29 protein-coding genes and 3 tRNA genes are annotated in these 22,490 nt (G+C 37.2%); 15 read left to right on the top strand and 17 right to left on the bottom strand.

Features of this window, described 5'->3' with window-relative positions:
* Positions 1 to 7: 7 nt before the first annotated feature.
* Genes WIW72_RS11745 through WIW72_RS11730 form a run of 4 tightly spaced genes read right to left on the bottom strand, consistent with a single transcriptional unit; the run spans position 8 to position 1,641 of the window.
* Positions 8 to 244, bottom strand: coding sequence for a hypothetical protein (locus tag WIW72_RS11745; protein ID WP_337699632.1), 237 nt, complete (start codon positions 242 to 244; stop codon positions 8 to 10).
* Positions 245 to 265: 21 nt separating this feature from the next.
* On the bottom strand, positions 266 to 604 hold the full coding sequence (locus tag WIW72_RS11740) for a hypothetical protein (RefSeq protein WP_337699634.1): 339 nt from the start codon (positions 602 to 604) through the stop codon (positions 266 to 268).
* A 9-nt stretch (positions 605 to 613) separates the two neighbouring features.
* The gene (locus WIW72_RS11735) at positions 614 to 1,111 is read right to left on the bottom strand and encodes a CDP-2,3-bis-(O-geranylgeranyl)-sn-glycerol synthase (protein WP_337699636.1); all 498 of its coding nucleotides are present in this window, start codon (positions 1,109 to 1,111) and stop codon (positions 614 to 616) included.
* A complete protein-coding gene (locus WIW72_RS11730) occupies positions 1,102 to 1,641 on the bottom strand; it encodes an AAA family ATPase (protein ID WP_337699639.1) in 540 nt (179 codons plus the stop codon). The genes WIW72_RS11735 and WIW72_RS11730 overlap by 10 nt, the downstream gene beginning before the upstream one ends.
* Before the next feature lie 33 nt (positions 1,642 to 1,674).
* On the opposite strand from WIW72_RS11730, the gene WIW72_RS11725 reads away from it, so the two are divergent.
* Genes WIW72_RS11725 through tmk form a run of 3 tightly spaced genes read left to right on the top strand, consistent with a single transcriptional unit; the run spans position 1,675 to position 3,859 of the window.
* Complete coding sequence (locus WIW72_RS11725) at positions 1,675 to 2,202, top strand: hypothetical protein (RefSeq protein WP_337699641.1); 528 nt, start codon at positions 1,675 to 1,677, stop codon at positions 2,200 to 2,202.
* Positions 2,199 to 3,290, top strand: coding sequence for a Clp1/GlmU family protein (locus tag WIW72_RS11720; RefSeq protein ID WP_337699643.1), 1,092 nt, complete (start codon positions 2,199 to 2,201; stop codon positions 3,288 to 3,290). Before WIW72_RS11725 ends, WIW72_RS11720 begins: the two co-directional genes overlap by 4 nt.
* A complete protein-coding gene (tmk, locus tag WIW72_RS11715; RefSeq protein ID WP_337699645.1) occupies positions 3,278 to 3,859 on the top strand; it encodes a dTMP kinase in 582 nt (193 codons plus the stop codon). The genes WIW72_RS11720 and tmk overlap by 13 nt, the downstream gene beginning before the upstream one ends.
* On the opposite strand, the gene WIW72_RS11710 is transcribed toward tmk, so the two are convergent.
* Positions 3,831 to 4,187, bottom strand: coding sequence for an Sjogren's syndrome/scleroderma autoantigen 1 family protein (locus tag WIW72_RS11710; protein WP_337699647.1), 357 nt, complete (start codon positions 4,185 to 4,187; stop codon positions 3,831 to 3,833). The two genes, tmk and WIW72_RS11710, sit on opposite strands and share 29 nt — an antisense overlap.
* A 73-nt stretch (positions 4,188 to 4,260) precedes the next feature.
* On the opposite strand from WIW72_RS11710, the gene WIW72_RS11705 reads away from it, so the two are divergent.
* Both WIW72_RS11705 and WIW72_RS11700 read left to right on the top strand, forming a co-directional pair.
* Complete coding sequence (locus tag WIW72_RS11705) at positions 4,261 to 4,530, top strand: UPF0147 family protein (protein WP_156005005.1); 270 nt, start codon at positions 4,261 to 4,263, stop codon at positions 4,528 to 4,530.
* Between the two features lie 46 nt (positions 4,531 to 4,576).
* Positions 4,577 to 4,677 (top strand) — tRNA-Leu (locus tag WIW72_RS11700).
* 4 nt (positions 4,678 to 4,681) lie between these two features.
* On the opposite strand, the gene WIW72_RS11695 is transcribed toward WIW72_RS11700, so the two are convergent.
* Positions 4,682 to 5,737 (bottom strand): glycosyltransferase, encoded by a 1,056-nt coding sequence (locus WIW72_RS11695; protein ID WP_337699649.1) that lies wholly within the window; start codon positions 5,735 to 5,737, stop codon positions 4,682 to 4,684.
* Between the two features lie 14 nt (positions 5,738 to 5,751).
* Between WIW72_RS11695 and WIW72_RS11690 the strand changes: the two genes are divergently transcribed.
* The 3 genes from WIW72_RS11690 to WIW72_RS11680 all read left to right on the top strand — a co-directional run bounded on the left by WIW72_RS11690 (position 5,752) and on the right by WIW72_RS11680 (position 7,628).
* Positions 5,752 to 6,666 (top strand): glycosyltransferase family 2 protein, encoded by a 915-nt coding sequence (locus WIW72_RS11690; protein ID WP_337699651.1) that lies wholly within the window; start codon positions 5,752 to 5,754, stop codon positions 6,664 to 6,666.
* A gap of 18 nt (positions 6,667 to 6,684) precedes the next feature.
* Positions 6,685 to 7,449 carry a hypothetical protein gene (locus WIW72_RS11685; protein WP_337699653.1) on the top strand — a complete coding sequence of 255 codons (765 nt, stop codon included), beginning with the start codon at positions 6,685 to 6,687 and terminating at the stop codon, positions 7,447 to 7,449.
* Positions 7,450 to 7,525: 76 nt separating this feature from the next.
* Positions 7,526 to 7,628: transfer RNA gene (locus WIW72_RS11680), tRNA-Leu, on the top strand.
* A gap of 78 nt (positions 7,629 to 7,706) precedes the next feature.
* On the opposite strand, the gene fen is transcribed toward WIW72_RS11680, so the two are convergent.
* From fen to WIW72_RS11655, 5 genes are all read right to left on the bottom strand, one after another.
* Positions 7,707 to 8,768 carry a flap endonuclease-1 gene (gene fen / locus WIW72_RS11675; RefSeq protein WP_337700052.1) on the bottom strand — a complete coding sequence of 354 codons (1,062 nt, stop codon included), beginning with the start codon at positions 8,766 to 8,768 and terminating at the stop codon, positions 7,707 to 7,709.
* Entirely contained in the window at positions 8,765 to 8,995 is a 231-nt protein-coding gene (locus WIW72_RS11670; RefSeq protein WP_337699656.1) for a hypothetical protein, read from the bottom strand. The genes fen and WIW72_RS11670 overlap by 4 nt, the downstream gene beginning before the upstream one ends.
* Positions 8,996 to 9,000: 5 nt before the next feature.
* Positions 9,001 to 11,304: a CDC48 family AAA ATPase gene (locus tag WIW72_RS11665; protein ID WP_443295042.1), complete on the bottom strand. Its 2,304-nt coding sequence runs from the start codon at positions 11,302 to 11,304 to the stop codon at positions 9,001 to 9,003.
* A gap of 83 nt (positions 11,305 to 11,387) precedes the next feature.
* Entirely contained in the window at positions 11,388 to 11,663 is a 276-nt protein-coding gene (locus tag WIW72_RS11660; RefSeq protein ID WP_337699657.1) for an elongation factor 1-beta, read from the bottom strand.
* A gap of 12 nt (positions 11,664 to 11,675) precedes the next feature.
* Entirely contained in the window at positions 11,676 to 11,873 is a 198-nt protein-coding gene (locus WIW72_RS11655) for a zinc finger domain-containing protein (protein ID WP_156007908.1), read from the bottom strand.
* Positions 11,874 to 11,924: 51 nt separating this feature from the next.
* Here WIW72_RS11655 and pth2 point away from each other — a divergent pair, with 51 nt between their 5' ends.
* Positions 11,925 to 12,290 carry a peptidyl-tRNA hydrolase Pth2 gene (gene pth2 / locus WIW72_RS11650; RefSeq protein ID WP_337699658.1) on the top strand — a complete coding sequence of 122 codons (366 nt, stop codon included), beginning with the start codon at positions 11,925 to 11,927 and terminating at the stop codon, positions 12,288 to 12,290.
* A gap of 8 nt (positions 12,291 to 12,298) precedes the next feature.
* A complete protein-coding gene (gene truD / locus WIW72_RS11645) occupies positions 12,299 to 13,420 on the top strand; it encodes a tRNA pseudouridine(13) synthase TruD (RefSeq protein ID WP_337699660.1) in 1,122 nt (373 codons plus the stop codon).
* Here truD and aspS read toward each other — a convergent pair.
* Together aspS and WIW72_RS11635 are read right to left on the bottom strand one after the other, a co-directional pair.
* The gene (gene aspS / locus WIW72_RS11640) at positions 13,417 to 14,706 is read right to left on the bottom strand and encodes an aspartate--tRNA(Asn) ligase (protein WP_337699662.1); all 1,290 of its coding nucleotides are present in this window, start codon (positions 14,704 to 14,706) and stop codon (positions 13,417 to 13,419) included. The two genes, truD and aspS, sit on opposite strands and share 4 nt — an antisense overlap.
* 3 nt (positions 14,707 to 14,709) lie before the next feature.
* Positions 14,710 to 15,216: a transcription elongation factor NusA gene (locus WIW72_RS11635; protein ID WP_156004994.1), complete on the bottom strand. Its 507-nt coding sequence runs from the start codon at positions 15,214 to 15,216 to the stop codon at positions 14,710 to 14,712.
* A 68-nt stretch (positions 15,217 to 15,284) separates the two neighbouring features.
* On the opposite strand from WIW72_RS11635, the gene WIW72_RS11630 reads away from it, so the two are divergent.
* The gene (locus tag WIW72_RS11630; protein WP_156004993.1) at positions 15,285 to 15,455 is read left to right on the top strand and encodes a 50S ribosomal protein L40e; all 171 of its coding nucleotides are present in this window, start codon (positions 15,285 to 15,287) and stop codon (positions 15,453 to 15,455) included.
* Here the strand turns inward: WIW72_RS11630 and WIW72_RS11625 are convergent.
* Positions 15,452 to 16,012, bottom strand: a complete 561-nt coding sequence (locus WIW72_RS11625; protein ID WP_337699664.1) for a nucleotidyltransferase — start codon at positions 16,010 to 16,012, stop codon at positions 15,452 to 15,454. The two genes, WIW72_RS11630 and WIW72_RS11625, sit on opposite strands and share 4 nt — an antisense overlap.
* A gap of 65 nt (positions 16,013 to 16,077) precedes the next feature.
* Between WIW72_RS11625 and WIW72_RS11620 the strand changes: the two genes are divergently transcribed.
* The 3 genes from WIW72_RS11620 (at position 16,078) to WIW72_RS11610 (ending at position 18,257) form a co-directional block, all read left to right on the top strand.
* Positions 16,078 to 16,167, top strand: a tRNA-Cys gene (locus WIW72_RS11620).
* A 37-nt stretch (positions 16,168 to 16,204) separates the two neighbouring features.
* A complete protein-coding gene (locus tag WIW72_RS11615) occupies positions 16,205 to 17,827 on the top strand; it encodes a thiamine pyrophosphate-binding protein (protein ID WP_337699665.1) in 1,623 nt (540 codons plus the stop codon).
* A 76-nt stretch (positions 17,828 to 17,903) separates the two neighbouring features.
* Positions 17,904 to 18,257, top strand: coding sequence for a NifB/NifX family molybdenum-iron cluster-binding protein (locus WIW72_RS11610; RefSeq protein ID WP_337699666.1), 354 nt, complete (start codon positions 17,904 to 17,906; stop codon positions 18,255 to 18,257).
* Position 18,258: 1 nt separating this feature from the next.
* Here WIW72_RS11610 and WIW72_RS11605 read toward each other — a convergent pair whose 3' ends face one another.
* The 3 genes from WIW72_RS11605 to WIW72_RS11595 all read right to left on the bottom strand — a co-directional run bounded on the left by WIW72_RS11605 (position 18,259) and on the right by WIW72_RS11595 (position 21,524).
* Complete coding sequence (locus WIW72_RS11605) at positions 18,259 to 19,311, bottom strand: TIGR04053 family radical SAM/SPASM domain-containing protein (protein WP_337699668.1); 1,053 nt, start codon at positions 19,309 to 19,311, stop codon at positions 18,259 to 18,261.
* A complete protein-coding gene (locus WIW72_RS11600; RefSeq protein WP_337699670.1) occupies positions 19,284 to 20,420 on the bottom strand; it encodes a radical SAM/SPASM domain-containing protein in 1,137 nt (378 codons plus the stop codon). Before WIW72_RS11600 ends, WIW72_RS11605 begins: the two co-directional genes overlap by 28 nt.
* 99 nt (positions 20,421 to 20,519) lie before the next feature.
* Positions 20,520 to 21,524 (bottom strand): AIR synthase family protein, encoded by a 1,005-nt coding sequence (locus tag WIW72_RS11595; RefSeq protein ID WP_337699672.1) that lies wholly within the window; start codon positions 21,522 to 21,524, stop codon positions 20,520 to 20,522.
* Between the two features lie 258 nt (positions 21,525 to 21,782).
* On the opposite strand from WIW72_RS11595, the gene WIW72_RS11590 reads away from it, so the two are divergent.
* Complete coding sequence (locus WIW72_RS11590) at positions 21,783 to 22,466, top strand: CRISPR-associated protein Cas4 (RefSeq protein WP_337699674.1); 684 nt, start codon at positions 21,783 to 21,785, stop codon at positions 22,464 to 22,466.
* Positions 22,467 to 22,490: the final 24 nt, after the last annotated feature.

The following is a 22,490-nucleotide window of genomic DNA, read 5'->3' as shown; positions in this document are numbered from 1 at the left end:
TTAGATTTTAGCTTCCTTTTGTGGAATTACTCATTTTATTAAGGATAGATATAGGAGTCCACATTATATGAGATGGGAGCTGTTTTATTAGATCGTATGCCTCTTCCCATCCAGTAAGATTTAATTTCTTTGCTAATTGTTCTAGTGTCATTTGTGTTCTAACATATTCATTAAGAATCTTAACAGCGTTTTCATCAATTATAATTTCCCTACCACTAGAGAGCGTAATTTTTATTGGTTCCATTGATAATCACATTTCACACTGTCAGATGTTAAATATAAATTTAATTGCATTGGAACCGTACGATACCCATACATAAACTGCTACGATAAGTAGTGACATTATTAAAAGGATTCCACCAAGTTCATAATTTCTGTTTTCTATGAAATAAACACCTGCAATAGCACCCATAATTATAATTGCTGCAAGAACAGCGATCCCACCAGCCTGAGGAGCTCCTCCATTAGAGTAGGTTATCGGAGAAATATAATATGGGAAAGCTATCGCTCCTAATATAGTGATTCCCATGAGGACAATCAATATTATTAATACATAAGCATTATTAAGTGTGGAATAAGTTTTTTCACTCCCTCTTTTTGGCATGATTAATAATTACCACGGGACACTTTTTATTTTTAATCGAAAAGCAACGTAGTTGGTAAATAAATGAAGAAATATTACTAATATTCCTATAAATAAAATTTGAACAATCTGGATCTTCACGTGCATTAAGACTAAGACTAAGGTCGAAGATACAAAGAAATCAAGTTGGTCTAGTAACGGAGCTCTCTGTCCTCTTTCCATTCCGAGTCTTCTCTTTATAAAAGCACCTATCATATCCCCTATCATTGCAGCTAAGCTTTCAAAAAATGCAATAAATATCCATTCATCTCCTAAAAATCTGGAGATAATTGCTCCAACAGTCGTACCAAAAGTGACTGCTAATAGTAAACCTTCAAAGGTTTTTCCATCTCCTAAAATTCTCCTACCGTCATTAAGTTTTTTCCTAAAGTCGATGGGTGTACCCTTTTTGACGAAGGGTGCACTACCGTTTGCAGCTAATGCGGGTAAATAATATACAATTCCTACTAGTAATGCGGCTATAAGCACCCTACAACACCAGAGTCCAATATCCTAAATTTACAAACCCTCAAGTTACCAATGATTTCACCTTTTGTTATCCTCAGTACTTCGTCAGAAAACCTCCTCATAAATAACTCACCTGCTACTCTGTTATTTCCTGAAATATCCCATAATAATAACACTTTATTATTGTTATTAATCCCATTTTTACTAAACCCTTGACATAAAATTAGTGGTAATTCTAAATCCTTTTTTCTCCTAGATAACTTATACAAATAGTTTACGGGATCAATAACAATTAATTGTAAACCCAGCTGAGAAGCTTTTAATATTGCTGAGATCATTTCAGGCTGGGTAGGGGCTTGAGTGAAATAAACATCAGGTCTTCCCTTTAATTTTTCCACTCTTGCTTTATAGCTTGAGTCCTTAGTTGAAATATAAAGACTATTTCCTAATTCTAAGGCTACATGTACTCCTATAATAGTCTTACCAGTACCAGCCTCTCCGTATATTGAAACAATATTTCCCTTCTGGAAAATATAATCGCTAATCTTCAAATCTTTAAATTCCTCTGAATTAATTAAGTAATTGTGGTAAAAAAGGTTGCAATAAAGGTATCTGATGCTAAGAAATATCGAGATTTAGTTAGAGTATTTAAAGAGAGGGGAATAAAAATCTCAGATGACGGAGAAATAATAATTAAGGATGAAGATATTAATTTCGTACCATTGAACGTATTATTAGGTAGAATTTTATGTGAAATAAAGGGTAAGCAATATTTTAATGAACTACTTATTGGAATAGACACTAACAAGGATAAATTGTCTATTGCAGTGATAGGGGACGGTGAACTAATAGAAAGTAGAAACGCTAATGTAATAGATGTAAATGAACAATTATCAGAAATTATACAAACTTATCCTCATAAGTCTCTTAAGATCGGAATAGGCGGAGGTAACAAAATAGGTGAATTAGTCTACAGAATCGTAAAGATGAACTTTGAACAAGCTAAGATGGTTAATGAGTCTAAAAGTAGTTCCTCTGGAAATCCGTTTGTCAAAATAAAAGACAGAGATGTTAGGGCGGCTTATATCATAGCACTTAGGTCAGCTTCATGAAAATAATAACGGATTATGATGTTGTGATACAAGGTCCTTGTGATCTCTACGTGAAAGACGGTAAAATAATGATATCAGGGATAGAGTTAGGGGCAGGAGATAAGCTAGATATAAACTCCGATAATTACTTTACTGTGACATCTTTAACTAACTCAGAGATAGAAAGTAACTGTAAGATTATTCAGTCATATAAAACATTAGGATGGTATAATATTGCAAAGGAAATATCTGGAGGAAAAATAATAGTGTTAGGTGATGAAAATTCTGGAAAAACTTACTTTTCTAATTTTCTAGCAAACTTATATGGAAGTTCTACAATAGATTCCGATGTCGGACAATCGTCAATATTTTTGCCAGCTTTCATTGCATATTCTAAGGATGTTTCGAAAAAGTTACTTCTTTCACAACGTAGAATAGATGGTATTGAATTTTTAGGAAGTATAACACCATCAACAAATCCGAGATTACATATATTTCTAGTACTACTTACACTTAAGGAAATCAATTCAGACAACGTAGTCATAGATAGCGATGGATGGGTTAGGGGGTTTCACGCTTATAGGCATAAGCTTGAACTAATCTATACAATAGATCCAGATTACATTCTCACGTTCGATCAAAGGATAATTAAAGATATGCCCAGAGACTTACTAAGAAAGGTCAAGTTATTAAAGCCTTTTCCGCTTAACGTAGATCGGAGCAGAAATAAGAGAAGAGAATATAGATCAAGGAAATACAGAGATTATTTCAGTAACGCTAAAGTAAATGTGATCGATATGAGAACAGTTGTCGGAACACCTATTTCTAAGAACCTAATAAGGGCATGGAACCAGTATGTACAATTAATAGATGAAAAACCTTGTGAAGGGCTATACGTTGACAGAGCCGAACTCTTCGGACTTTATTTGGGCTTAACGTATAAAGGGAAAACAGTAGGAGCTGGTTTAATCAAAGATATAAAAGAGGATTTAGGTATTGTCGAAATTCTTACACCAGTGGAAAATTTCGATGGGGTGATATTGGGGGAATTTAGGTTAAACGAAAACTTCACCGAGAGTAGAGTAAGGGTGAGAAAATGCTTAGAATAATCTCGTTCGAAGGGATAGATGGCTCAGGTAAGACAACAGTAGCAAATATGGTTTATCAGAGGTTGAAAAACCGGTTTAGTAGTAAGAATATAGTTCTCACGAGGGAACCTTTTACTAATGAGATTACAAGTCTTATAGAGAAGAGTGGTTGGAAAGATCCAATCGCATTGACGTTACTGTTCGCTGCGGATAGGGCATATCATTTAAGAGAGTTAATAAATCAGAATCCTGACGTTATTCTTATGGACAGATATATTTATTCCTCTATTGCATATCAGTCAGCCCTAGGTATAGAGGAGAACTGGATAGAAACTGTAAATTCAAAGTTTCCGAAACCAGTTCTCACTATCCTTTTGGATATCTCTCCTAACAAAGCGTTGCAAAGAATTCAGAAAAACGATAAGTTCAATTTTAAGGAAAAAATAGAAAGCCTTACAATAGTAAGGGAGAAGTATCTTGAGCTTGCTAGAAGAGAGAAAAACATAGTAATGGTTAACGCGGAGAAGTCGTTAAATGACGTAGTCGAAGAAGTATATTCAATCATTTATTCTTATTTATTAACCCTTTAATTCTATTTATTCTTTCAATAGCTTCTAAATATCTTATCACTTGATTTATAGCATCAATATCAAGAGGATCTTTGTTAAGCCGTTGGTCTAGGAATTCTATTCCCTTATACAGAGTGTTTTCCAGTTTATCTAACGTTATAGCACCAGTAATTTTCTTTTCTTCCTCCTCGTTCTCTACTACATAAACCTTTCCATGAGTTGGACATACAATATCTCCGTTCTTAAGCCTAAATAAAGGCATATGGCATAAAGGGCATGCCATATCTAACATTGTGGCTCCTTGTCTCAGGAGGTCAGCAGCTTTCTTTACCGAATCTGTGGTTGTCATACTAACCAATAATATAAAATGGGTAATAAACTAAAAAACCATAAGTACTAATAATTGAATCGGTGAGATTTCAATGGCATCACTTTACGACAACGAGGCTAAGATAAAACAAGCAATAGTTATGCTTCAAAAAATTGTGAATGATACTGGAGTACCAAGGAATATTAGGCGAGCAGCAACTGACGCGATAAGGAACTTACAAGATCAGACGTTGAGCCCCGCTGTTAGGGCAGCTAATGCAATAGGAATTTTGGAGGAAATAAGTCAGGATCCTAATATGCCTACTCATACTCGCATCTCTATCTGGAACATTGTGTCCATGTTGGAGACAGTTAAAGACTAATTTTTTCGCATAAAGTTTTTTACCTGAATACTCGATTTCATTAAGTGCGGGGGTGCCCGAGCAAGGTCAAAGGGGTCGGGCTTAGGACCCCAAAGGTAAGTACCCCGATGGCGTAGGCCTGCGTGGGTTCAAGTCCCACCCCCCGCATAACTTATTTTATTATCTCAGATATTATCGAAATAATTTTGGTTCTAAAATTGGAAGAGGAAAAAGACATTGATTTTTCTATGAGTTCTTTTCTAAGATTATTCCATCCTTTGACGTACTTTTTGACCTTTTCTGCAGCCTCTTCTAATGAACTATAGCTCAAGTCTTTAGGTAAAATTTCCGAAGCTCCACTTTCAGAAGGAACTATCGGGATCGTCCCTGAAGCCATTGCCTCAACAATCGGTATACCAAAGTGCTCTCCTACAGTGGGATGGAAATACACAGACACCCTTTGCATTAGTGACACCAGTTCTCTTTTAGGAAGGTCAGTAAGGAATTCTACCTCAAGGCCCTTAGAAATCTCTCTTAATTTTCCTAAGTAATTTTTATCACTTAAAGAACCAACTATATACGTTTTTAATTTAGTTAATCTAGCTATATTTATAGTATTTTCTAACATTTTGCCTCTCTCTATCCTAGCTACAGTTATTATAGCTTCTTCCTTATTGGAATCAAGTTTGTTTGTGATGAACTCCTCAACATCTACGGGAGGGTAAATTACAGTCCTTACATTTAATCCTAAGCTCTCGATTTTTCTCGCAGAATAGTGAGAGTTAGATATTATAATAGCGTTCTTATCCAAGTGAGCTTTCACATATTTTTCAAATGGGTAAAGGTATAATCGCCAAAATATAGAAGATGAATACTTGCCGGGTGTGGTGAACGCTGGTGCCGCAGAATAAGCTAAGTGAGGTGCTATGTCTGATAACTTTAACAGCGTACCGCTGAGGTTAACGAAGATCGAAGGAGTTAGGCTTCTAGCTTTCCATAGGGTTAGAAGACGTTGATATTTGTCAAGTTTCGTGATCCTAAAAGGAACAACATATTTCACCTCGAAAGGTAAATATCTCTTAGGTTTAGAGAAAGTTACTAACTGTATTTTACCTAAATTGGAGTCTTGTAGAGCCCTGATCACTTCATGATATACTTTTCCCTCTCCCGAGAATTTTTCATTGGAGTAACCGTGAGCTATTACGGCTATACTTTTAATCCCACTCAATTTAGTCTAAACTCGTGGTTGAAATAATTATACCTGTTGGTCCGGGAGACAGAGCTGATTGGCTGGACTCTGTTCTAAAAAAAGTTTCCGCATTGGCTAATAGTCTGAATTACAAGATCATAGTTTACGATAACTCCGAAAGAGAGGATCTAGCTAAAGTTATTTCTCAATATAGTGTTAACCATGTAACTGCAAAGAGATTCAAAAAAGTAAACATGGCTAAATTAAGAAACGAAATGCTTAAGTTAGCCAATGAAAGCTACGTTGTAATGTTGGATAGTGATGTGATACCATCTGAAAAAGCTCTTCCGAGAATGATTGAAAACCTTAAGAACGGGGTCACGTTTACTTGGATGCACTATGCTTATGATGAAAAGGAAATAGAAGTTGATTCAGATTCTCTTGAAGAAAACCCGAATCTAGGATGTTCAGCACTTAATTTAGATGTAATTAAAAGAGTAGGTTACTTTGACGAGAGATATGAGAGAGATGAAGATGTCTGGCTATATGCTAAGCTTAAAAAAGAAGGATATATTGTTAAACCAACTAAAGGTAGGTGCTTGCACCTTAATAAGGTTCATGCTAGAGAGAATTTAATGTCCTCACTAAAGGAAGCAAGAAGAAATTTGTGGAGATCAAAATATGATATGATGCTAGTACTTGACGGTTTAACACAATTTCAAATGTTAACTGGTTATACATATTACGGAAGCTATTATGTAATTCCAATAATTTCATTATTTACATCTCCTTTAATCTTATTTCTATATTTGCCTGTAATAGCATTTGGACTGAAATATTACAAATCGCCTAAAAAGTATCTTCTTAATTTAATTCCAGGTTTGAGTTTAGTGCTCGGGTTACCCTACGGTCTGGCTTATGCAGTTATTAATAAAAGTTTAAAGAAGAAGTATAACGGATATAAATAAGATTAAACTTATAATAAGATGGGAAGGTGGAGTAGGATAGGTAACATAACTAAAGAAAAATTATTACAAAGAGGACTAACCATAGTAGAGGAGGCAAATAAACGAGAAATTCTATTGAGATTAATAGGAGGAGCTGCTGTAGCTATACTCGCACCAAAAGGAGCTGAAAAATTCCCTAGAAATTATAAAGATATTGATTTTTTCGGTCTCTCAAAACAGAGCAAGAAAATAACGGAATTACTTGAGAATTTTGGAATGGAAAGTAACAAAAGATTTAATGCATTACACGGAGATAGGAGACTAATCTTTTATGATCCCGAGCTTAATTCTAATGTTGATGTATTTCTAGATGAATTTGAGATGTGTCATAAAATGTCATTTAAGGACAGACTTGGTATTATGAAGATTACGATTCCGCCCTCAGACTTACTATTAACTAAGCTACAAATAGTTAAAATGACAGAAAACGACGTCAAGGATATTTTCGCTTTGCTTTATGACCTACAGCTTGGAGATAAGGATAATGAAAAGACAATAGATGTTAAATATATTAGTAAAGTTTTATCTGATGATTGGGGATTTTATACTACTGTTACAGATAACATAGATAAACTACTCAGGGAATTTAATCCTCCAAAATGCATCGCTGATAAACTTATTAAACTTAGGAAAGTAATTGATGAAGAGCCTAAGTCCGTTAAATGGAAAATGAGAGCTAAGATAGGAAGGAGAGTTAAATGGTATGAGGAACCAGAGGAGGTAGGAACGTTTAAACCCAGCTAAAAAATCAAAGATCTGAGATACATAAAAATACCTATTATCGTAAACTTTTAATTGTATATCAGTTAATAATGTAAGTGCGGGGGTGCCCGAGCAAGGTCAAAGGGGGCGGACTGAGACTCATTCAGAGCAGTATGCTCCGCTGGCGTAGGCCTGCGTGGGTTCAAGTCCCACCCCCCGCATAACCTTCAATAAAAAGAGAACATGAAGATAAAGCGTGCTTAGAGAGTGAAAATAATGCGTTAAATCAAGGTCCTTACTCAAAACCATTGATCGAGTCCTTTTTGCCTCTCAGCACCTTTAGCCTCTCTTTTTGCCCTCTTCAATCTTTCTATAGCGTTCTTTACTCTTTCTTCACTGAAGTCGTGCTGCTTAATAAGAAGTTCCTCGATCCCTTTCTCGTCACAATCTTTCAATTCCAGGTCTGTATTCGGCTTTTCTATTTTTGGATTTAAAAATAGAGATCTAATTTCCTCAACATTAAATGTGATTTTTTGCTTAGGTATTTCACCTTTTTCTATAGCATTTTCTATCTTACCATACTTTTTAATTATTCTATATGCTGTCTTTATACCTATGCCCTTAACTCCATCAGGATCGTAATCTGTACCTATCAGTATGGCAACGTCAATTAACTGCTCTCTGGTTATTCCTAACTTCTTAAGTAGATCTGAAAGCTCAATGAGTTCTGGCCTAATTTCTACGTACACGTCTTTTTTAGGCAATTTTCTTTTCCCGGTTATAGTTAGGTTTCTAACCAAACGTGTAGCTCCGAAAAGCAGAGAATCATAATCTTGGCTCCCAGTCGCCCATGTGAGACCCAAAGAATTAACATAAGCAGCTTCAGCCTCGCCTTCACTCGGAGCTTGTATTGTCGGAATACCCATCAGTTCTAAGAGTTTCTTACTCTCTCCGGCCATTTCGTTAGTCAACCTTATAGACATCTGAGAATACTTCTTTAACTCTTTTGCTTCACTGCTTCCTTCTTTCTTTAACTGGTCTAGTTTCTTCTCAGCCTCTTCTTTTATTTTTCTCCTCCTCTCCAGTTCTTCGCTTTTTTGCTCAGGAGGCTTTCCATCAAAGACGTAAACTGGAATGACTCCCTCTTCTAAGATACTTATAGTTCTATAAAAAATTCCATTTAAGTGACTTGTGACTCTACCTTGTGAGTCCATTAAAGGTGTTCCATCTGGTTGTCTAATAGCTGCGAGGAATTGGTAAAGAGCATTATACGCGTCAATACTTATTTTTTTCCCCTTCAACTCTCCAAAACTGAGCTCTCTCTTTATATCCTCTACTAACTCGGATAAGTCTACACCTATTCTTTATCACCTATATAAGTGATCATTCTGACATTCTCTTTTATTAGTGTTACCGTAATATAACCTCTCATCTCAAGCTTCATGAGTGTTTTAAGAAAATCAGAAAAAGGTACTTCATAGTTTGTTGCCTTTTTTACTTCTTCGTATAAGTCTTCATCTGTCACTGGTCCATTATGTTTTCTTAATCTTTCAAGAACTACATAATGTAAAGGAATTTCCCTCCACATATATTTCACGTGAAAGTACTTGGCTTTACATTAGCTCTGGGTAATTGCTGTCTGGCTTTATCTACCCAGTTCTGATAGAATTGCACCATATCTTGTGTCACTGATGGTCTCACTTTTCTGAGTGCAAAGTCGAAATGCTTCCTTTCTACTAAAGCTCCTTTTCCACTCATACATTCTTTTATAATCTTTTCTCTGCACTCACTATCTCCTCTCTTACAGTTATCATCAGCTTTTTTCATACAATCAGACATTTGTTCCCTGATAGCTCTTAAAGTAGCTTCTCTCACTAATGCTGATAAGTCTGCTCCAGTATATCCTTCCGTCTTTTCGGCTATCTCCTCTAATGTTACGTCTTCGGCTAGTGGGACGTTCTTTGTATGTACTTTTAGTATTTCTAGTCTTGCTTTTTTGTCCGGTGGTGGTACGTAGATTAGTCTGTCGAATCTACCTGGTCTGAGTAATGCAGGGTCTAAGATATCAGGCCTATTAGTAGCAGCAATAACAACAACATTCTCAAGTTTCTCTATTCCGTCCATTTCAGCTAATAGCTGGTTGACTAATCTTTCAGTAACACCACTATCTACTGAAAGTCCTCTCATTGGTGCTATTGCGTCTATTTCGTCGAAGAATATTACTGTTGGTGCTGCTTGTCTTGCTTTTCTGAATATTTCTCTTATTGCTTTTTCGCTTTCTCCTACCCATTTTGATAGTACTTCTGGTCCTCTTACTGCTATGAAGTTTGCTCCGCTTTCTGTTGCTACTGCTTTTGCCAGCATTGTTTTACCAGTCCCAGGTGGGCCAAATAAAAGAATACCCTTAGGTGGTTCAATACCTACATTCTCGTATGCCTCTCTATACTTTAATGGGTATTCTACTACCTCTCTCAACTCCTCTTTTACATCATCTAACCCTCCTATATCGTCCCAGTGAACCTCTGGTACTTCAACATATATCTCTCTCAGACCGCTAGGCACTATATCCTTGAATGCCTTAAGGAAATCGTCCATATTAACTTCCATTTTTTCTAAGATTTCAGGTGGGATTTTATCTTGGCTTAAATCTATCATTTGCAAATATCTTCTTAGGGCGTTCATAGCAGCTTCTCTCACTAATGCTGATAAGTCTGCTCCAGTATATCCGTGGGTCATATCGGCTAATTTCTGTAGATCGACATCTTTAGATAACGGCATACTCCTCGTATGTATTTGTAATATTTCTAGTCTACCTTGCTTATCTGGTAAGGGGATCTCTAATTCTCTATCAAACCTACCGGGTCTCCTTAGAGCAGGGTCTATCGCATTAGGTCTGTTAGTAGCAGCTATAACTATAACATTACCCCTATTTTCAAGACCATCCATCAGCGTGAGTAATTGTGCCACTACCCTTCTTTCCACTTCTCCTATTACTTCATCTCTCTTCGGCGCGATCGCGTCAATCTCGTCTATGAATATTATTGCTGGAGCGTGTTTCTTTGCATCTTCAAATATTTCCCTAAGTCTTTGCTCGCTTTCACCGTAGAACTTGCTCATTATTTCAGGTCCATTTATTGATGTGAAGTAGGCTTCAGTTTCATTAGCTACGGCTTTTGCTAAAAGTGTTTTACCTACTCCAGGTGGGCCGTACAGTAAAATACCCTTAGGTGGTTCAATACCTAGTCTCTTAAATAGTTCCGGATGCCTTAACGGTAACTCAACAAGCTCCCTTATTTTCTGAATTATATGTTTCATCCCTCCTATATCTTCATAAGTAACTCTCGGATACTTCGCTTGTTCGAACGGTTTCTCTGATATCGTTATACTGGTCTCGTCGGATACTATTGCTACACCTTGTGGCCTTACTTGGATAACACTAAATGGAATAGCTTGCCCTAATACTGGTATTAAAACTGTATCGCCTTCAACTAGGGGGGTGTCCTTGAGTTTTTTCTTAACATAAGAAATGAAACCTGGATCAACCGTAATAGAAAAATTTGAAGGAGCTAGCCTGACACTTGTTGCAACCTTCGGATTAGCCTTTCTTACTATTACTTTGTCACCTATTGCGACTCCTGCGTTCTTTCTCGTTATACCATCCATTCTTATGATGTATTTGTCTTCCTCATTCAATGTATCCTCTGGGGCCAAAGGCCATGCTATTGCGGCAGTCTTTCTCTGTCCTTCGATCTCGACTACTTCTCCGGGGCTAACGCCTATTTGTGATAATAGATCAATGTCTATCCTTACTTTTCCCCTTCCAACGTCTTTTTGCTTAGCTTCAACAACTCTCAAGATAAGCTCCTTCTTCGAAGGAGTAAATTCAGCACTACTCAACGCAATCCCATTAAGTAATATAAAAAATGAGGTATAAGAGCTTAAGCATCAACTATTATTTAATTAATTAAAAAGGGAAATACTTAAAAACCTAGACGCGTTACTTGCAGTACTTCGGCATGACTTACTCCTTCTATTCCGTTAACTATTTCCTCTAAGGATTCCGTACCTCCTTCCGTATTTTCTGGCATTTGTATATATACTACTAATGCCTTTAGGCCGTATGCTATTGGCTCCGTGTCTTTTCTAACTATTTTATATCCTTGTGGTAATCTACTGTTTATCTGTTGTGTTAAATTGTCAAGGTTTACTTCGTCACTATCAGGATATACCTTCAAAATAACTAACACATCTGCCATTCCTCTTACACCTCAAGGACCTTCAAATCCACACTTTGGGCAAACGTAAGTGACGCCTTGCTTTCTGCATTCATAGCACCTTCTTATAATTACTTCTCCGCAGTTAGGGCACAGAAATTCTACGCCTTTCTCTCTGGGATGTATTATCTTTCCGCAACTTGAACATACTGGTGGTTCTATTTCCTCTTTTAAGCTTAACCTAAATGAAATACTCATTGCTTACAATACTTTTTAATAACCTTATAAATTCTCTCTTTGCTTATGCCAATTAAAATGGTTATAATAGTGAGGACAGATATTGAAATGGGAAAAGGAAAAACTGCCGCACAAGTAGCTCACGCTGCGGTTTCTTTAGTTGTGGATATATTAAAAAAAGGAAAAGAAAGTTGGAGGGAATGGCTCGAAGAATGGCTATCTGAAGGACAACCCAAGATTGTGGTTAAGGTTAACAGTCTTGAAGAATTACTAAAAAGGTCCAAGCTAGCACAAGATTACAATTTGCCTACAGTTGTGATTCAGGATGCAGGTAAGACTCAATTAGAGCCTGGCACTATTACATGCGTAGGTATAGGGCCTGCTCCTTCAGAGATTATAGATAAAATAACGGGTGACCTAAAATTACTGTAACACCTCCTTTGATAGATCTCTCTTTAGGACTCGAGAAATATTACATAAACGAAGAATGGGCTCCGTTAAACGTTAAAATACCCAGACCGGATGGATTTATTGTAGTCGAAGAGATTTCGTATAAACCCGTAACTGAGTGGAGAGGAAAGGACAAGGGTAAATATGCTGTATATCTATTAAAGAAGATCGGAATAGATCATTTCACTGTTATCGATAAAATAACTAGACTAACCGGTAGAAAACCTATTTATATTGGAATAAAGGATACTAACGCAATAACGCAACAGATAATCTACTTTTCAGGTAAACCTGAAATAGACAATTACAAGGAGGAAAAGTTCGAGGTAAATTTTCTTGGTTTTTCAGACGAAAAATTTAACCACACGGGTAATATTTTTGAGTTAGAATTAGTTAGTGATGACGAAAATGAACTCGCCAAGAGATTGACAACTGTGAGCAATGTGAAATATCTATTTGCTTATATAGGTTATCAAAGGTTCGGCACAAGGAGACCTAATACGCACTTGGTCGGGAAATACTTATTTCTAAGGCAATGGTGTGAGGCAATTAATTGGTTGATCGGTCATCCTTTTGAATTGGAGCATGAGATAATAAAGGAGGCAAGATTAGCATATGAAAAAGGAGACTATGAAAAGGCGCTCCAACTTTTCCCTAAAAAGTTCAGGGATGAAAGGGAAGTACTGAAAGCTCTAATTAGAGGGGAAGACTGTTTGTCTGCAATTAAAAGGGTTAAGACCCCTCTAGGATTTTTCGTTGAAGCTTACCAATCTTATCTATTTAACAAGTATCTTTCTCTAATGGCGGATAAATTGAGAGGGAGAGAAGCTGATAACGTGATTCTTACTGTTCCGAAGAAGTTTGTTGAGCCCATGGATCCCTTAATTAGGCAAATAGCTATTGAAGAAGGTATAGTAGGTTATTCTTTTAATATTCCAGAAATTAAAGTTAACTTGAGAGATTTAAAAAGACAAGCTTTTATGAGGCTCAGAAACGTTAAGGTTGAACTTAAGAACGAAAGCAAAAAAATCTCGTTTTCCTTGGATCGGGGTATGTATGCTACGTTAGTAATTAGAGAAATAAGCAGAGGTGATCCTAGGAACTTTACCTAAGGCGTTAGGCGTTTTTTATCTCTCGGAAATAGTACTATCTCCTTAACATTTTGTATTCCAGTTAGCATAACCATAAGCCTGGCAAATCCCATTCCAAATCCAGCGTGAGGTGGCATTCCGTAGTCGAACCATCTAAGGAAGAACTCAAAACTCTCTGGTCTTAATCCTCTCTTTTTGAGAGCTTCCTCTAGTATCTCTCTCCTATGATTCCTAGTACTGCCTGAAGCTATTTCTAACCATTTATATATAAGATCGAAACTTTCGCTTACCTCAGGTTCATTATCCTTAACTTTAGTATAGAAGGGTCTAGCCATAGTGGGCCAATCGGTTATGAAGTATAACTCTTCCTTAATTACTTCATTCAATATTCTCAATTCGGGGGTTCCTATATCATCCCCAAACTTAATGTTTAATCCTTTACTTTGAAGTATCTCTATAGCCTCTTTATATGGAATTCTTTTTATAGGAAGTTTTACGGTAGGCGGAGTGTAATTTAGTAGTTTTAATTCCTCCTTACAGCCTTCACTTACTCTTTGGGTTATATTATAGATCAATTTTTCGATTAAATTCATAACGTCATTGTAATCAGCAAACGCCATCTCAACGTCCATACTTATAAATTCGGCTAAATGATATGGAGTGTCCGACTCTTCAGCTCTCCATGCTGGTCCGATTTCAAAAACTTTCTCCACTACTCCCGCCATAAGTTCCTTATATAACTGTGGGCTTTGAGCCAAGAAAGCTTCCTTGCCAAAATATATCACTGGAAAGAGCTGGGCTCCTCCTTCTGTAGCTGCAGCTATAATCTTTGGAGTAAAGATCTCAACAAAACCCTCATTGTATAAAGTTTCTCTAAAAGTCCTTAACACCACTGACTGAATTTTTACTACAGCAGTCATTTCAGGTCTTCTTAGGTCTAATACTCTTTCTCTAAGTCTCGTGTCAATATCAGCCTTTACCTTTCCGCTTACGTCAAGAGGCAGGGGCACTTTTGCTAAACTTAAAATCTCTATATCTTCAGCGTGAATTTCAGCACCTCTAGGTGCTCTCTTGTCGGCTTTCACTTTTCCCTTAATCCTCACTACGCTTTCCTGAGTTAATTCATTAGCTACTTTAAACGCCGGACTGTCCTTATCAACTACGACTTGCCCTATTCCGCTAGCATCTCTAAGTATTATGAACTTTTTACCACCTAAGTCTCTTATGTTATGAACCCAGCCGGCAACTACAACTTCCTTACCCTCTAACTCGGGTAATATTTGGTTATTATAATAGTTCTTAAGCAATTTTTACTCCACCCTTATTCTAACTGGTATTGAATGAATCTTTGATAGTGCAGCTTCTAGGGAAGTTTCGTCAGCCGGTAAAAACTTCTTCTCATATTTTGAGACTCTCACAACGTACTGTACGGTTCCGTCTGGTAACCATACAGTGTTAACTCCTAGAACTCTCGCAGGTGTTAAAAGTTGGCTTGCAGTAGACTTTATATTGTTACTCTTCTCTAAAATTCTCACTTTTACGCCAAGTTTATCCTGAAGAATCTTAGCAACTTTTATCCACTTTTGGTAAGTCATAGACGGTCCGCTAGTTACTATCAGAATAAGTAGGTTGTTCAATTTAAACGCCTTATGGTAGGTAGTATCTTTTAGCTCTTTGAATTGTGTCTCTTCTAAATCTAACAAAATTTTCATTACTTCTACTTCAAAACTTTCTACCTCTCCACGATCAATCATAGATTGGCAACGGTTACACAAAAGACCGCTTTTAACACAAATATAGTCTAACGGTATCTTCATCTTAATTCAACTCCGCCTCTAACACAAAGTTTTTTGAACCGTTTGATATATGTGAATTGGGGTTAAAAATGCCACTCACCGATCCCGTGAAGCTACAAATAGTACAACAAAGAGTATTTTTAAAGAAAGTGTGTAGAGAATGTGGAGCTCTAAACTCAATTAGGGCAACAAAATGCAGGAGATGTCATAGTAAAAATCTAAGGCCGAAGAAGAAAGAGTTACCAGCCAAGAAAGGTTAGACCTTAATACCGATACTTTTAAGTCTATCCTCGATACTTTTTGCATTTTCTTGAAAAGACTGAATGTGTGATTTTAAGTAATTTTTATCTATTTCTATTTTTCCACTTCCTATTAAGTACACTAAAGTCTTCAGTTCATCCTCGTCTTCTTCTCTAAAAGCATTTGCCTTAAGTAAAATATAGTCTTCTATCCTGATCACTTTGAAATACTCGTTACCAATTTTTCTTTCTTGTGCATTTTCTATAATGTCTTGTGGTACAAAGAAGTCTTGAATATTTTCATACATATCTACCTGAAGTTGCTCGTCATCAACACCTACTATTAGTCTGGGAGTATCAATAGGTGTTTTTCCAAAGTCCCAACCACGATCAAATGCGAATTCCCTTATTTTATCCTCGTCTATAAAAACACTAACTGAAAGAATAAATAAGTCTATATCACTTTCAGTACCTTTTCTACCTAATTCTAAATCAACTACAGTATCCCCGATTATTACGAAGTCAGTAAGTTCCTTAATTTCTTTAAGAACTTCTCCGACTTTCGAAAACGCTATCAAAATCTCACGTTAATCAATCATCACAATAACCTTAAAATACTTTTATGACATATCCTAATTTGAATGCCGGGGTGGCCGAGCGGTTAAGGCGGCGGGCCGCAGAGATTTACAGCCGTCACCCGCTATTTTCGCGGGTTCGAGTCCCGCCCCCGGCTTTTAAAAAATTTATACTTTTGTAAGCCGTAGTATATTGTGAGCCAACCAAAAAGGAAAGAGGAGACCGTAGGAAAGGAAATGAAAGGAGACGAAGCATTGGCTTACGTTATAAAGGAACTCGGCATTAAGGATGTTTTTGTTCCTTATAGCGTTCCAGACTTTATATTAGAAAGATTAAAGCAGTATGAAATTAATGCTAATATAACTTCTTCAGCTAGGGAAGCAATTTTAATGGCTGATTCATATTCTAGAGAGTTTAACACAGTAGGGACAGCCCTTGTTGCTCCAGGGAATAGAGTGCTAGAGGCTACTGATATAATAGCTCAAGCTTTCGTGGACTCTCAGCCCCTACTTATAATATCTACCGTAAGGTCTTACAGAGACACGGGTAGGAGTAGGATAGGAGAACTGAGAACACCTGATGACGTATCATCAGCCATAGCACCCATTACTAAGTTACGAGAGAGGGTTATAAGTATTGAAGAAATAACAGTAACTGTAGAAAAGGGGTATAAAGAAGCCCTAAGCAATAGGAATAGGCCAGTATACATAGAAATAGCTGAAGATCTCTTTAGGCTTAAGGCCTATCCATTATCGCCAGCTGAGCAGAAGCCCGAGAAGAGAACTCCGGATAAAAACACAGTAGCTAAGATAAGTGAATTATTAGGAAACTCTAAGACCCCAGTAATTATAGCCGGTTACGGAGTGCTTGCTGCAGGAGCTACAAAAGAACTCCTAGAGTTAGCGGAATTATTAGATATCCCGGTTATCACAACGTTTAGGTCTAAGGGGGCTATTCCGGCTTCTCACCCCTTATATGCAGGGGAAGGATTAGGTCTTTTCGCGACCAGTGAAGGAGCTAAGCTATTAGAGGAGGCAGACGTAATATTAGCACTAGGTACTAGGTTCACACAATTAGCTACAGCCGGCTGGTCTATGAAGGTTAAAGGCTACCTAGTACATAATAATATAGATGGTGAAGATATCGGTAAAGTTTTCATGGCTCATGTTCCTCTTGTCGCAGATACGGGTCTATTCCTTAAGGAACTTCTTACACTAATAAAAGCTAAGGTTAAAGAGGCAGTTAAGAGGGGATCAAGAGAGAAGATTAAGACCTATAGGAAGATTCATATCTTAAATTCTCATGGCGGTTTATGGCCTTATGACGTAGTAAGAGTTGTACAACAATATCAGTTCTCAAAAGTTTTTGTAGACTTATCAGCTCCGACACTAGACTTCGTAAGGTTACCTATAGAGAAACCTTACACATGGATAACGAGCGAGTCACTATTAGAACGTAATATAGCAGTAGGAGGTATAATTCGTTCTAACGATCCTAATACGATTGCCGTGACCGATATTGAAGGTGTAATATCAAATCTAGGTGTATTAAGTTCTAGATTGAATAAGGCAAGAGGAATATTACTAGTTATGAACGACAACGGTTCAACGACTCTCGATGTTACTTCTTCCGACATACCTACAATTTCTAAAACGCCTCGTAATGAAAACTATGACGAGATACTGGAAAGATCGCTTAAGGCGATTACAGTTGTTGGAATTACAGATCTAAAGGACGCAATATTCAACGCTAATCCAAATAAGATAAACGTAATAAATGTTAAAATAGAGCAAGACTATCAATCAGTATTATTCTAAGTTTTTATTTGATTTTCCCTACTAACTTCAATAGTTACTTTTTTAAGTTTTTCTACCAATATCGAAATTGATATTAATGAAAGTAGCAATACCCGTTACAAACGGATTCGTGGATGGGCCCGGTGAAGGATCAGAGGTTATGATCTATCAACTTGAAGGAGGCAAGTTTACGTTAGTTGAAAAGTATGAGAATCCAGCCTTAAGGGCTACAGCAGCTCGCGGATTGCATATGTTAAAATCTGCTTTAGATAAAGGTATCAATGCTGTTGTTGTTGCTGAAATAGGCCCTCCTGGCGTCAGATTGTTAAAAGGAAAGGCAAAAATATATTTAGCTCCAGGTCTTAAGGTCGAGGAAGCACTTGAAAGGCTGCTGAAGGGAGAGTTGCCAGAGACTGATAAACCTACTCATGACGAGCACCGTCACCATTAGTTTAGTAATAACATGCAGGATCCTCAGCTAATGGGTCTTTATATACTGCATATGCCCTAGCCCTACTACCTCCGCATATCCTATTGTAGTTACAAGTTCCGCATTTTCCCTTAAGTTTTCCTGATTTGATCATATTTAATAATTCTGATTCTCTGTAAATCTTTACAATATTATCAGTTCTCACATTACCTAACCTTATCGGTAAAAATCCGCTAGGGTATATGTCACCATTATATGCGATAAATAGCACTCCGCTTCCGTCTCTAGTTGGAATCAAACTTTTGTCAACACCTTTCATAGGTTCACCGAGCATTTTTCTCAACTTTATTATCAAAGGATTCATAGTTGTAATATCTTCTGAGTATTCTAATTTAGCTCTCCTAAAGAATGGTGCCTCCACTGTCCTTACAACAAGGTCATATCTAGTTACTTCCACAAGGAATTCAATCACTTCTCTATAACGTTCGCGTGGTATATCTAGCTCTGCCGTCCCTCTCCCTACCGGAATAAGAAAGAACACTTCCCACACTTTAACTCCTAAATCTTTTAATAACTTCACGATCTCGGGTAATTCCTCATAATTCCTTTTCCAAACTAACGTATTCACTTGAATATTAATTCCGTATCTCAAGGCTGTCTCAATTCCCTTGATTGCATATTTATAACTCCCTAAACCTCTCAGCCAGTCGTGAGTTTGCGGTTGTGCACCATCAAGGCTTATGGACATGTATGATAGTATACCTCTCAGCTTCTCTATTGTCTCAGAGCTTAAGAGGTGGGAGGGGGCAGGTGCTATTGAGGTAACTAGTCCTAAAGATTTAGCGTAGGTTAGAAGTTCGAATATATCTTTCCGTAATAATGGGTCACCTCCCGTAAATACAATAACTACTTTACCAAACTCAGCAATCTCCTCTAGTAGTTTCTTCCCTTCTTCTGTGCTCAACTCATCAGGTAAAGGGGAACTAATTGAGTTAGCTCTACAGTGTTTGCATGTTAATGGACAAGCTTTAGTTACTTCCCAGAAAATTAAATGCGGAGACTTTTCAAAGGGCATAATGGGTCACTCCCGAAAATATTTCCATACCAATAATAGGCTCTTGCCCTATCTCCACCTTTACAATATTTCTTAAATTCACACTCGGCGCATTTTCCTTCCTTGAGATATTTTTCGGTATTAATGAACACGTCAGGAATAGAAGCTATTATTTCACTAAGCCTTTGAGTCTTAACGTTTCCTAATTTTACGAAATCAATAAACTGGCAGGGATAAACGTCTCCATTTGGATATATCGATATCATCTTTCTACCACACCCACCTGAATTTTCTACGAACTTTAGGTATTGCTGAAACTCCTCTTCATTTCTAGCCAACTTCTTTGCGATGAAAATCCCGTCGAAAGGTGCTAATGTAGTCTCTATCTCTATAATGCCTTTAAGCTTGAACGAGTAGTCAATAAGTTTGTTAATGAACTTCTCATATTGTTCTGGTGTATACATTAAATTGACTAATCCCTTTCCGCGACCGCTTGCTGATAAGTGGTAAAATGTAATTCTCTTTACTCCGAGCTTCAGTGCAAGTTCAATGTAACCATCTAATCTATGTATATTTAACGAGGAAATTGTAAACCTTAAACCTACGTTAAGACCAGCTTCCACAGAGTTTTTAATGCCGTTTATTGTCATGTTAAAGGCTCCTTCAACTCCCCTAAATTTATCATGAAATTCTGCACTATCACTGTCAAGACTTATTCCTATGTAAGAAAAATTCAGTTCTTTTAACTTTCTGGCAACATCTTTGGTGATTAGCGTACCGTTACTGGAAAGGGCTAACTTCAATCCCTTCGCTCTAGCGTATGAAGCTAGTTTAAAGAAATCCCTCCGCATTAACGGTTCTCCACCACTCAATATTATCAGAGGGATTTTTAGCTCAGCAAACTGGTCTATCAAATTCAAAGCTTCCTCAGTACTTAAAGCGTCTTGTTTATCATTTGAGGCGTCAATATAGCAATGAATGCATTTTAAGTTGCATTTATACGTCAAGTTCCATGTCACAACAGGTCGCGATACTTCGCTAAATTTACTGAGATTTTCTTTATTATATACCCCTTTAACACTAAAGGAGACAGTGCCTAAACCAGTTGTCATCACGCTAACTGGAATCATAATTATAAATAATCTACAAAACTTAAATCAGGAAGTTATGTAGTCCTTAGGGTGCTATGTATAACACTGTTAAAATAAAAGAGAGTTAGCCCCCTAGTGTTATACTGATTGTTTTTGAAGTCTAAAGAAAGCCTCCCAAAAGGGGTCTTCTGAAGGTTTCTCTATCCTCTTTTGACCTACGTATACCCCTTCACCTTTCTCCACTCTTCCAACTATTTCAGCTTGTATGCCTTCTTTAATTAATGCATCCTTTACTTTCACCTTGTCAGTTATTATTATCATCGTGCCCTCGCTAATAGAGATGAAAGGGTCTATACCCACTAAAGACGTAACAGCTTTGACAGCACGGTTAATGAACAGTTTATCCTCAAATATTACCAGCTTTTTCCCGGTTACCTCGGAAACTTCAACGAGGGCGTTCCATAGACCTCCTTCTGTCGCGTCATGCATCAAGTGAATCCCTATTTCACTTGCAATTAGTCCGTCCTTCCAACAAGACATTTGCCAATACATATCTAAGGCTTCTTTAAAGAGCTCCAGAGGTAACCTTTGCCTAAAATACTCTGGGTATAGGTTAGCTAAGAGACCGGTAGCTTCAATGGCGGGACCTTTTGTCACTATAATCAAATCGCCTTCTTTCACTTTTGATGGCATTCCTAGCTTCTCTTTGTCTCCAATCCCTATCATAGTGAAACCGCCTAGCATAGGGTAGGACACTCCTTCGTATCTTCCCGTATGTCCCGCTACAACCATCACACCTATCTCTTTTAACGCCTCATGAATTCCGATCCACATATCCTTCAGTTCGTCATCTGTCATAGAAGGAGGTAAGTTAAGGTCAATCATAGCATATTTAGGAGGAATACCCGAAGTCATAACATCACTCGCTAGAATGTGAACGGCAAACCATGCAGCCTTTCTGAAACCAAATTGTGGTACGATAAAAACTGGATCAGTCTTTACCACCATAATCTTATTACCTTCAAGTTCAATTGCTCCAGTATCGACACCATTCATAGGCGGTATTATTACTTCTTTGTGTCTTTCACCAAGATGCGGATAAATTACCTCGTCAAAAATTTTCTTTCCGATTTTACCGAGCATTGTTTCATGTAGTGATGGTGTAAATAAAAGGTTTTAAGTCGATATGAAAACTGAAAAAGATAGAAAGATAGTTTCTAGTTGTATTATATTACTCAAGAAACACGCTAATTCAAACCGATCTAGTCGTTAGGTCAACTAATTAAGTTTGCTTTAAATAATTTATTTTCTACATCTAACTTTTTAGAATAAAAATTAATAACTTGAATTATTGTAACGAGTCGAAAAAGAAATAAATGTAGTATATCCTTCATCTATTTAATGGTAGTGAAAGAGATAATTGGTAAACATTTAGCGAGGTATGAGTTACCAGATTATTATGACGGCGAGTATTGGCCTTCCCAGATTTGGCAGTGCTTAAGGAAACAGTATCTAATGAGGGTTTCTCCGATTCCCATGCCACTTGAGAGTTTAAGAACTGTAACCCTAGGTACGATAATTCATGAGTTCATAGCAGACATTTTGAAGAAGGAAGAATCTATAAGGGTCATGTCAGAGGTTCCTATAAGGATCCCTCATCCGGCTAGGCACGATATAGTTATCTCGGGCCGCGCTGACGATATAATTATTATCACAGTAGGAAAGACGCGTTATATCGTCGAGATAAAGACCATCGACGACCTGGAGACTAAGAGACAAAGGAATTTTATTCCAAAAATAGAACATAAAGCTCAACTAAACTTATATTTGAAGGCGTACCCTGGAGCCAAAGGTATCCTTCTCTATATAGATAGAAGCAATTTTGAAATGGAGGAATTTGAAGTTAACTTTGATCCCGAGTTATTTAATGATTCTATAAGGAGAGTAGAACTCCTTCATGAGTATTTGACAAAGAGAGAACTCCCACCTCCTGAGGCTAAGAATAACCCAGAGATGCAATGGCAATGTTCGTATTGCGAGTATAGAAATAAATGTGAAAGATTGAGCAAGATTGAGCAGAAATAAGGAGCCAGCAAGCATTTTTTGTTG

It is taken from the genome of Stygiolobus sp. CP859M, from assembly GCF_037389975.1.
GTDB lineage: Archaea > Thermoproteota > Thermoprotei_A > Sulfolobales > Sulfolobaceae > Stygiolobus.
This window is presented reverse-complemented; position numbering and strand designations above follow the sequence as displayed.

What these genes read in the sequence shown, in the direction of transcription:
- WIW72_RS11745 (WP_337699632.1), bottom strand. Translation starts at nt 244, where the DNA reads ATGGAACCAATAAAAATTACGCTCTCTAGTGGTAGGGAAATTATAATT.
- WIW72_RS11740 (WP_337699634.1), bottom strand. Translation starts at nt 604, where the DNA reads ATGCCAAAAAGAGGGAGTGAAAAAACTTATTCCACACTTAATAATGCT.
- WIW72_RS11720 (WP_337699643.1), top strand. Translation starts at nt 2,199, where the DNA reads ATGAAAATAATAACGGATTATGATGTTGTGATACAAGGTCCTTGTGAT.
- tmk (WP_337699645.1), top strand. Translation starts at nt 3,278, where the DNA reads ATGCTTAGAATAATCTCGTTCGAAGGGATAGATGGCTCAGGTAAGACA.
- WIW72_RS11710 (WP_337699647.1), bottom strand. Translation starts at nt 4,187, where the DNA reads ATGACAACCACAGATTCGGTAAAGAAAGCTGCTGACCTCCTGAGACAA.
- WIW72_RS11705 (WP_156005005.1), top strand. Translation starts at nt 4,261, where the DNA reads ATGGCATCACTTTACGACAACGAGGCTAAGATAAAACAAGCAATAGTT.
- WIW72_RS11685 (WP_337699653.1), top strand. Translation starts at nt 6,685, where the DNA reads ATGGGAAGGTGGAGTAGGATAGGTAACATAACTAAAGAAAAATTATTA.
- WIW72_RS11670 (WP_337699656.1), bottom strand. Translation starts at nt 8,995, where the DNA reads ATGTGGAGGGAAATTCCTTTACATTATGTAGTTCTTGAAAGATTAAGA.
- WIW72_RS11660 (WP_337699657.1), bottom strand. Translation starts at nt 11,663, where the DNA reads ATGGCAGATGTGTTAGTTATTTTGAAGGTATATCCTGATAGTGACGAA.
- pth2 (WP_337699658.1), top strand. Translation starts at nt 11,925, where the DNA reads ATGCCAATTAAAATGGTTATAATAGTGAGGACAGATATTGAAATGGGA.
- WIW72_RS11635 (WP_156004994.1), bottom strand. Translation starts at nt 15,216, where the DNA reads ATGAAGATACCGTTAGACTATATTTGTGTTAAAAGCGGTCTTTTGTGT.
- WIW72_RS11630 (WP_156004993.1), top strand. Translation starts at nt 15,285, where the DNA reads ATGCCACTCACCGATCCCGTGAAGCTACAAATAGTACAACAAAGAGTA.
- WIW72_RS11610 (WP_337699666.1), top strand. Translation starts at nt 17,904, where the DNA reads ATGAAAGTAGCAATACCCGTTACAAACGGATTCGTGGATGGGCCCGGT.
- WIW72_RS11605 (WP_337699668.1), bottom strand. Translation starts at nt 19,311, where the DNA reads ATGCCCTTTGAAAAGTCTCCGCATTTAATTTTCTGGGAAGTAACTAAA.
- WIW72_RS11600 (WP_337699670.1), bottom strand. Translation starts at nt 20,420, where the DNA reads ATGATTCCAGTTAGCGTGATGACAACTGGTTTAGGCACTGTCTCCTTT.
- WIW72_RS11595 (WP_337699672.1), bottom strand. Translation starts at nt 21,524, where the DNA reads ATGCTCGGTAAAATCGGAAAGAAAATTTTTGACGAGGTAATTTATCCG.
- WIW72_RS11590 (WP_337699674.1), top strand. Translation starts at nt 21,783, where the DNA reads ATGGTAGTGAAAGAGATAATTGGTAAACATTTAGCGAGGTATGAGTTA.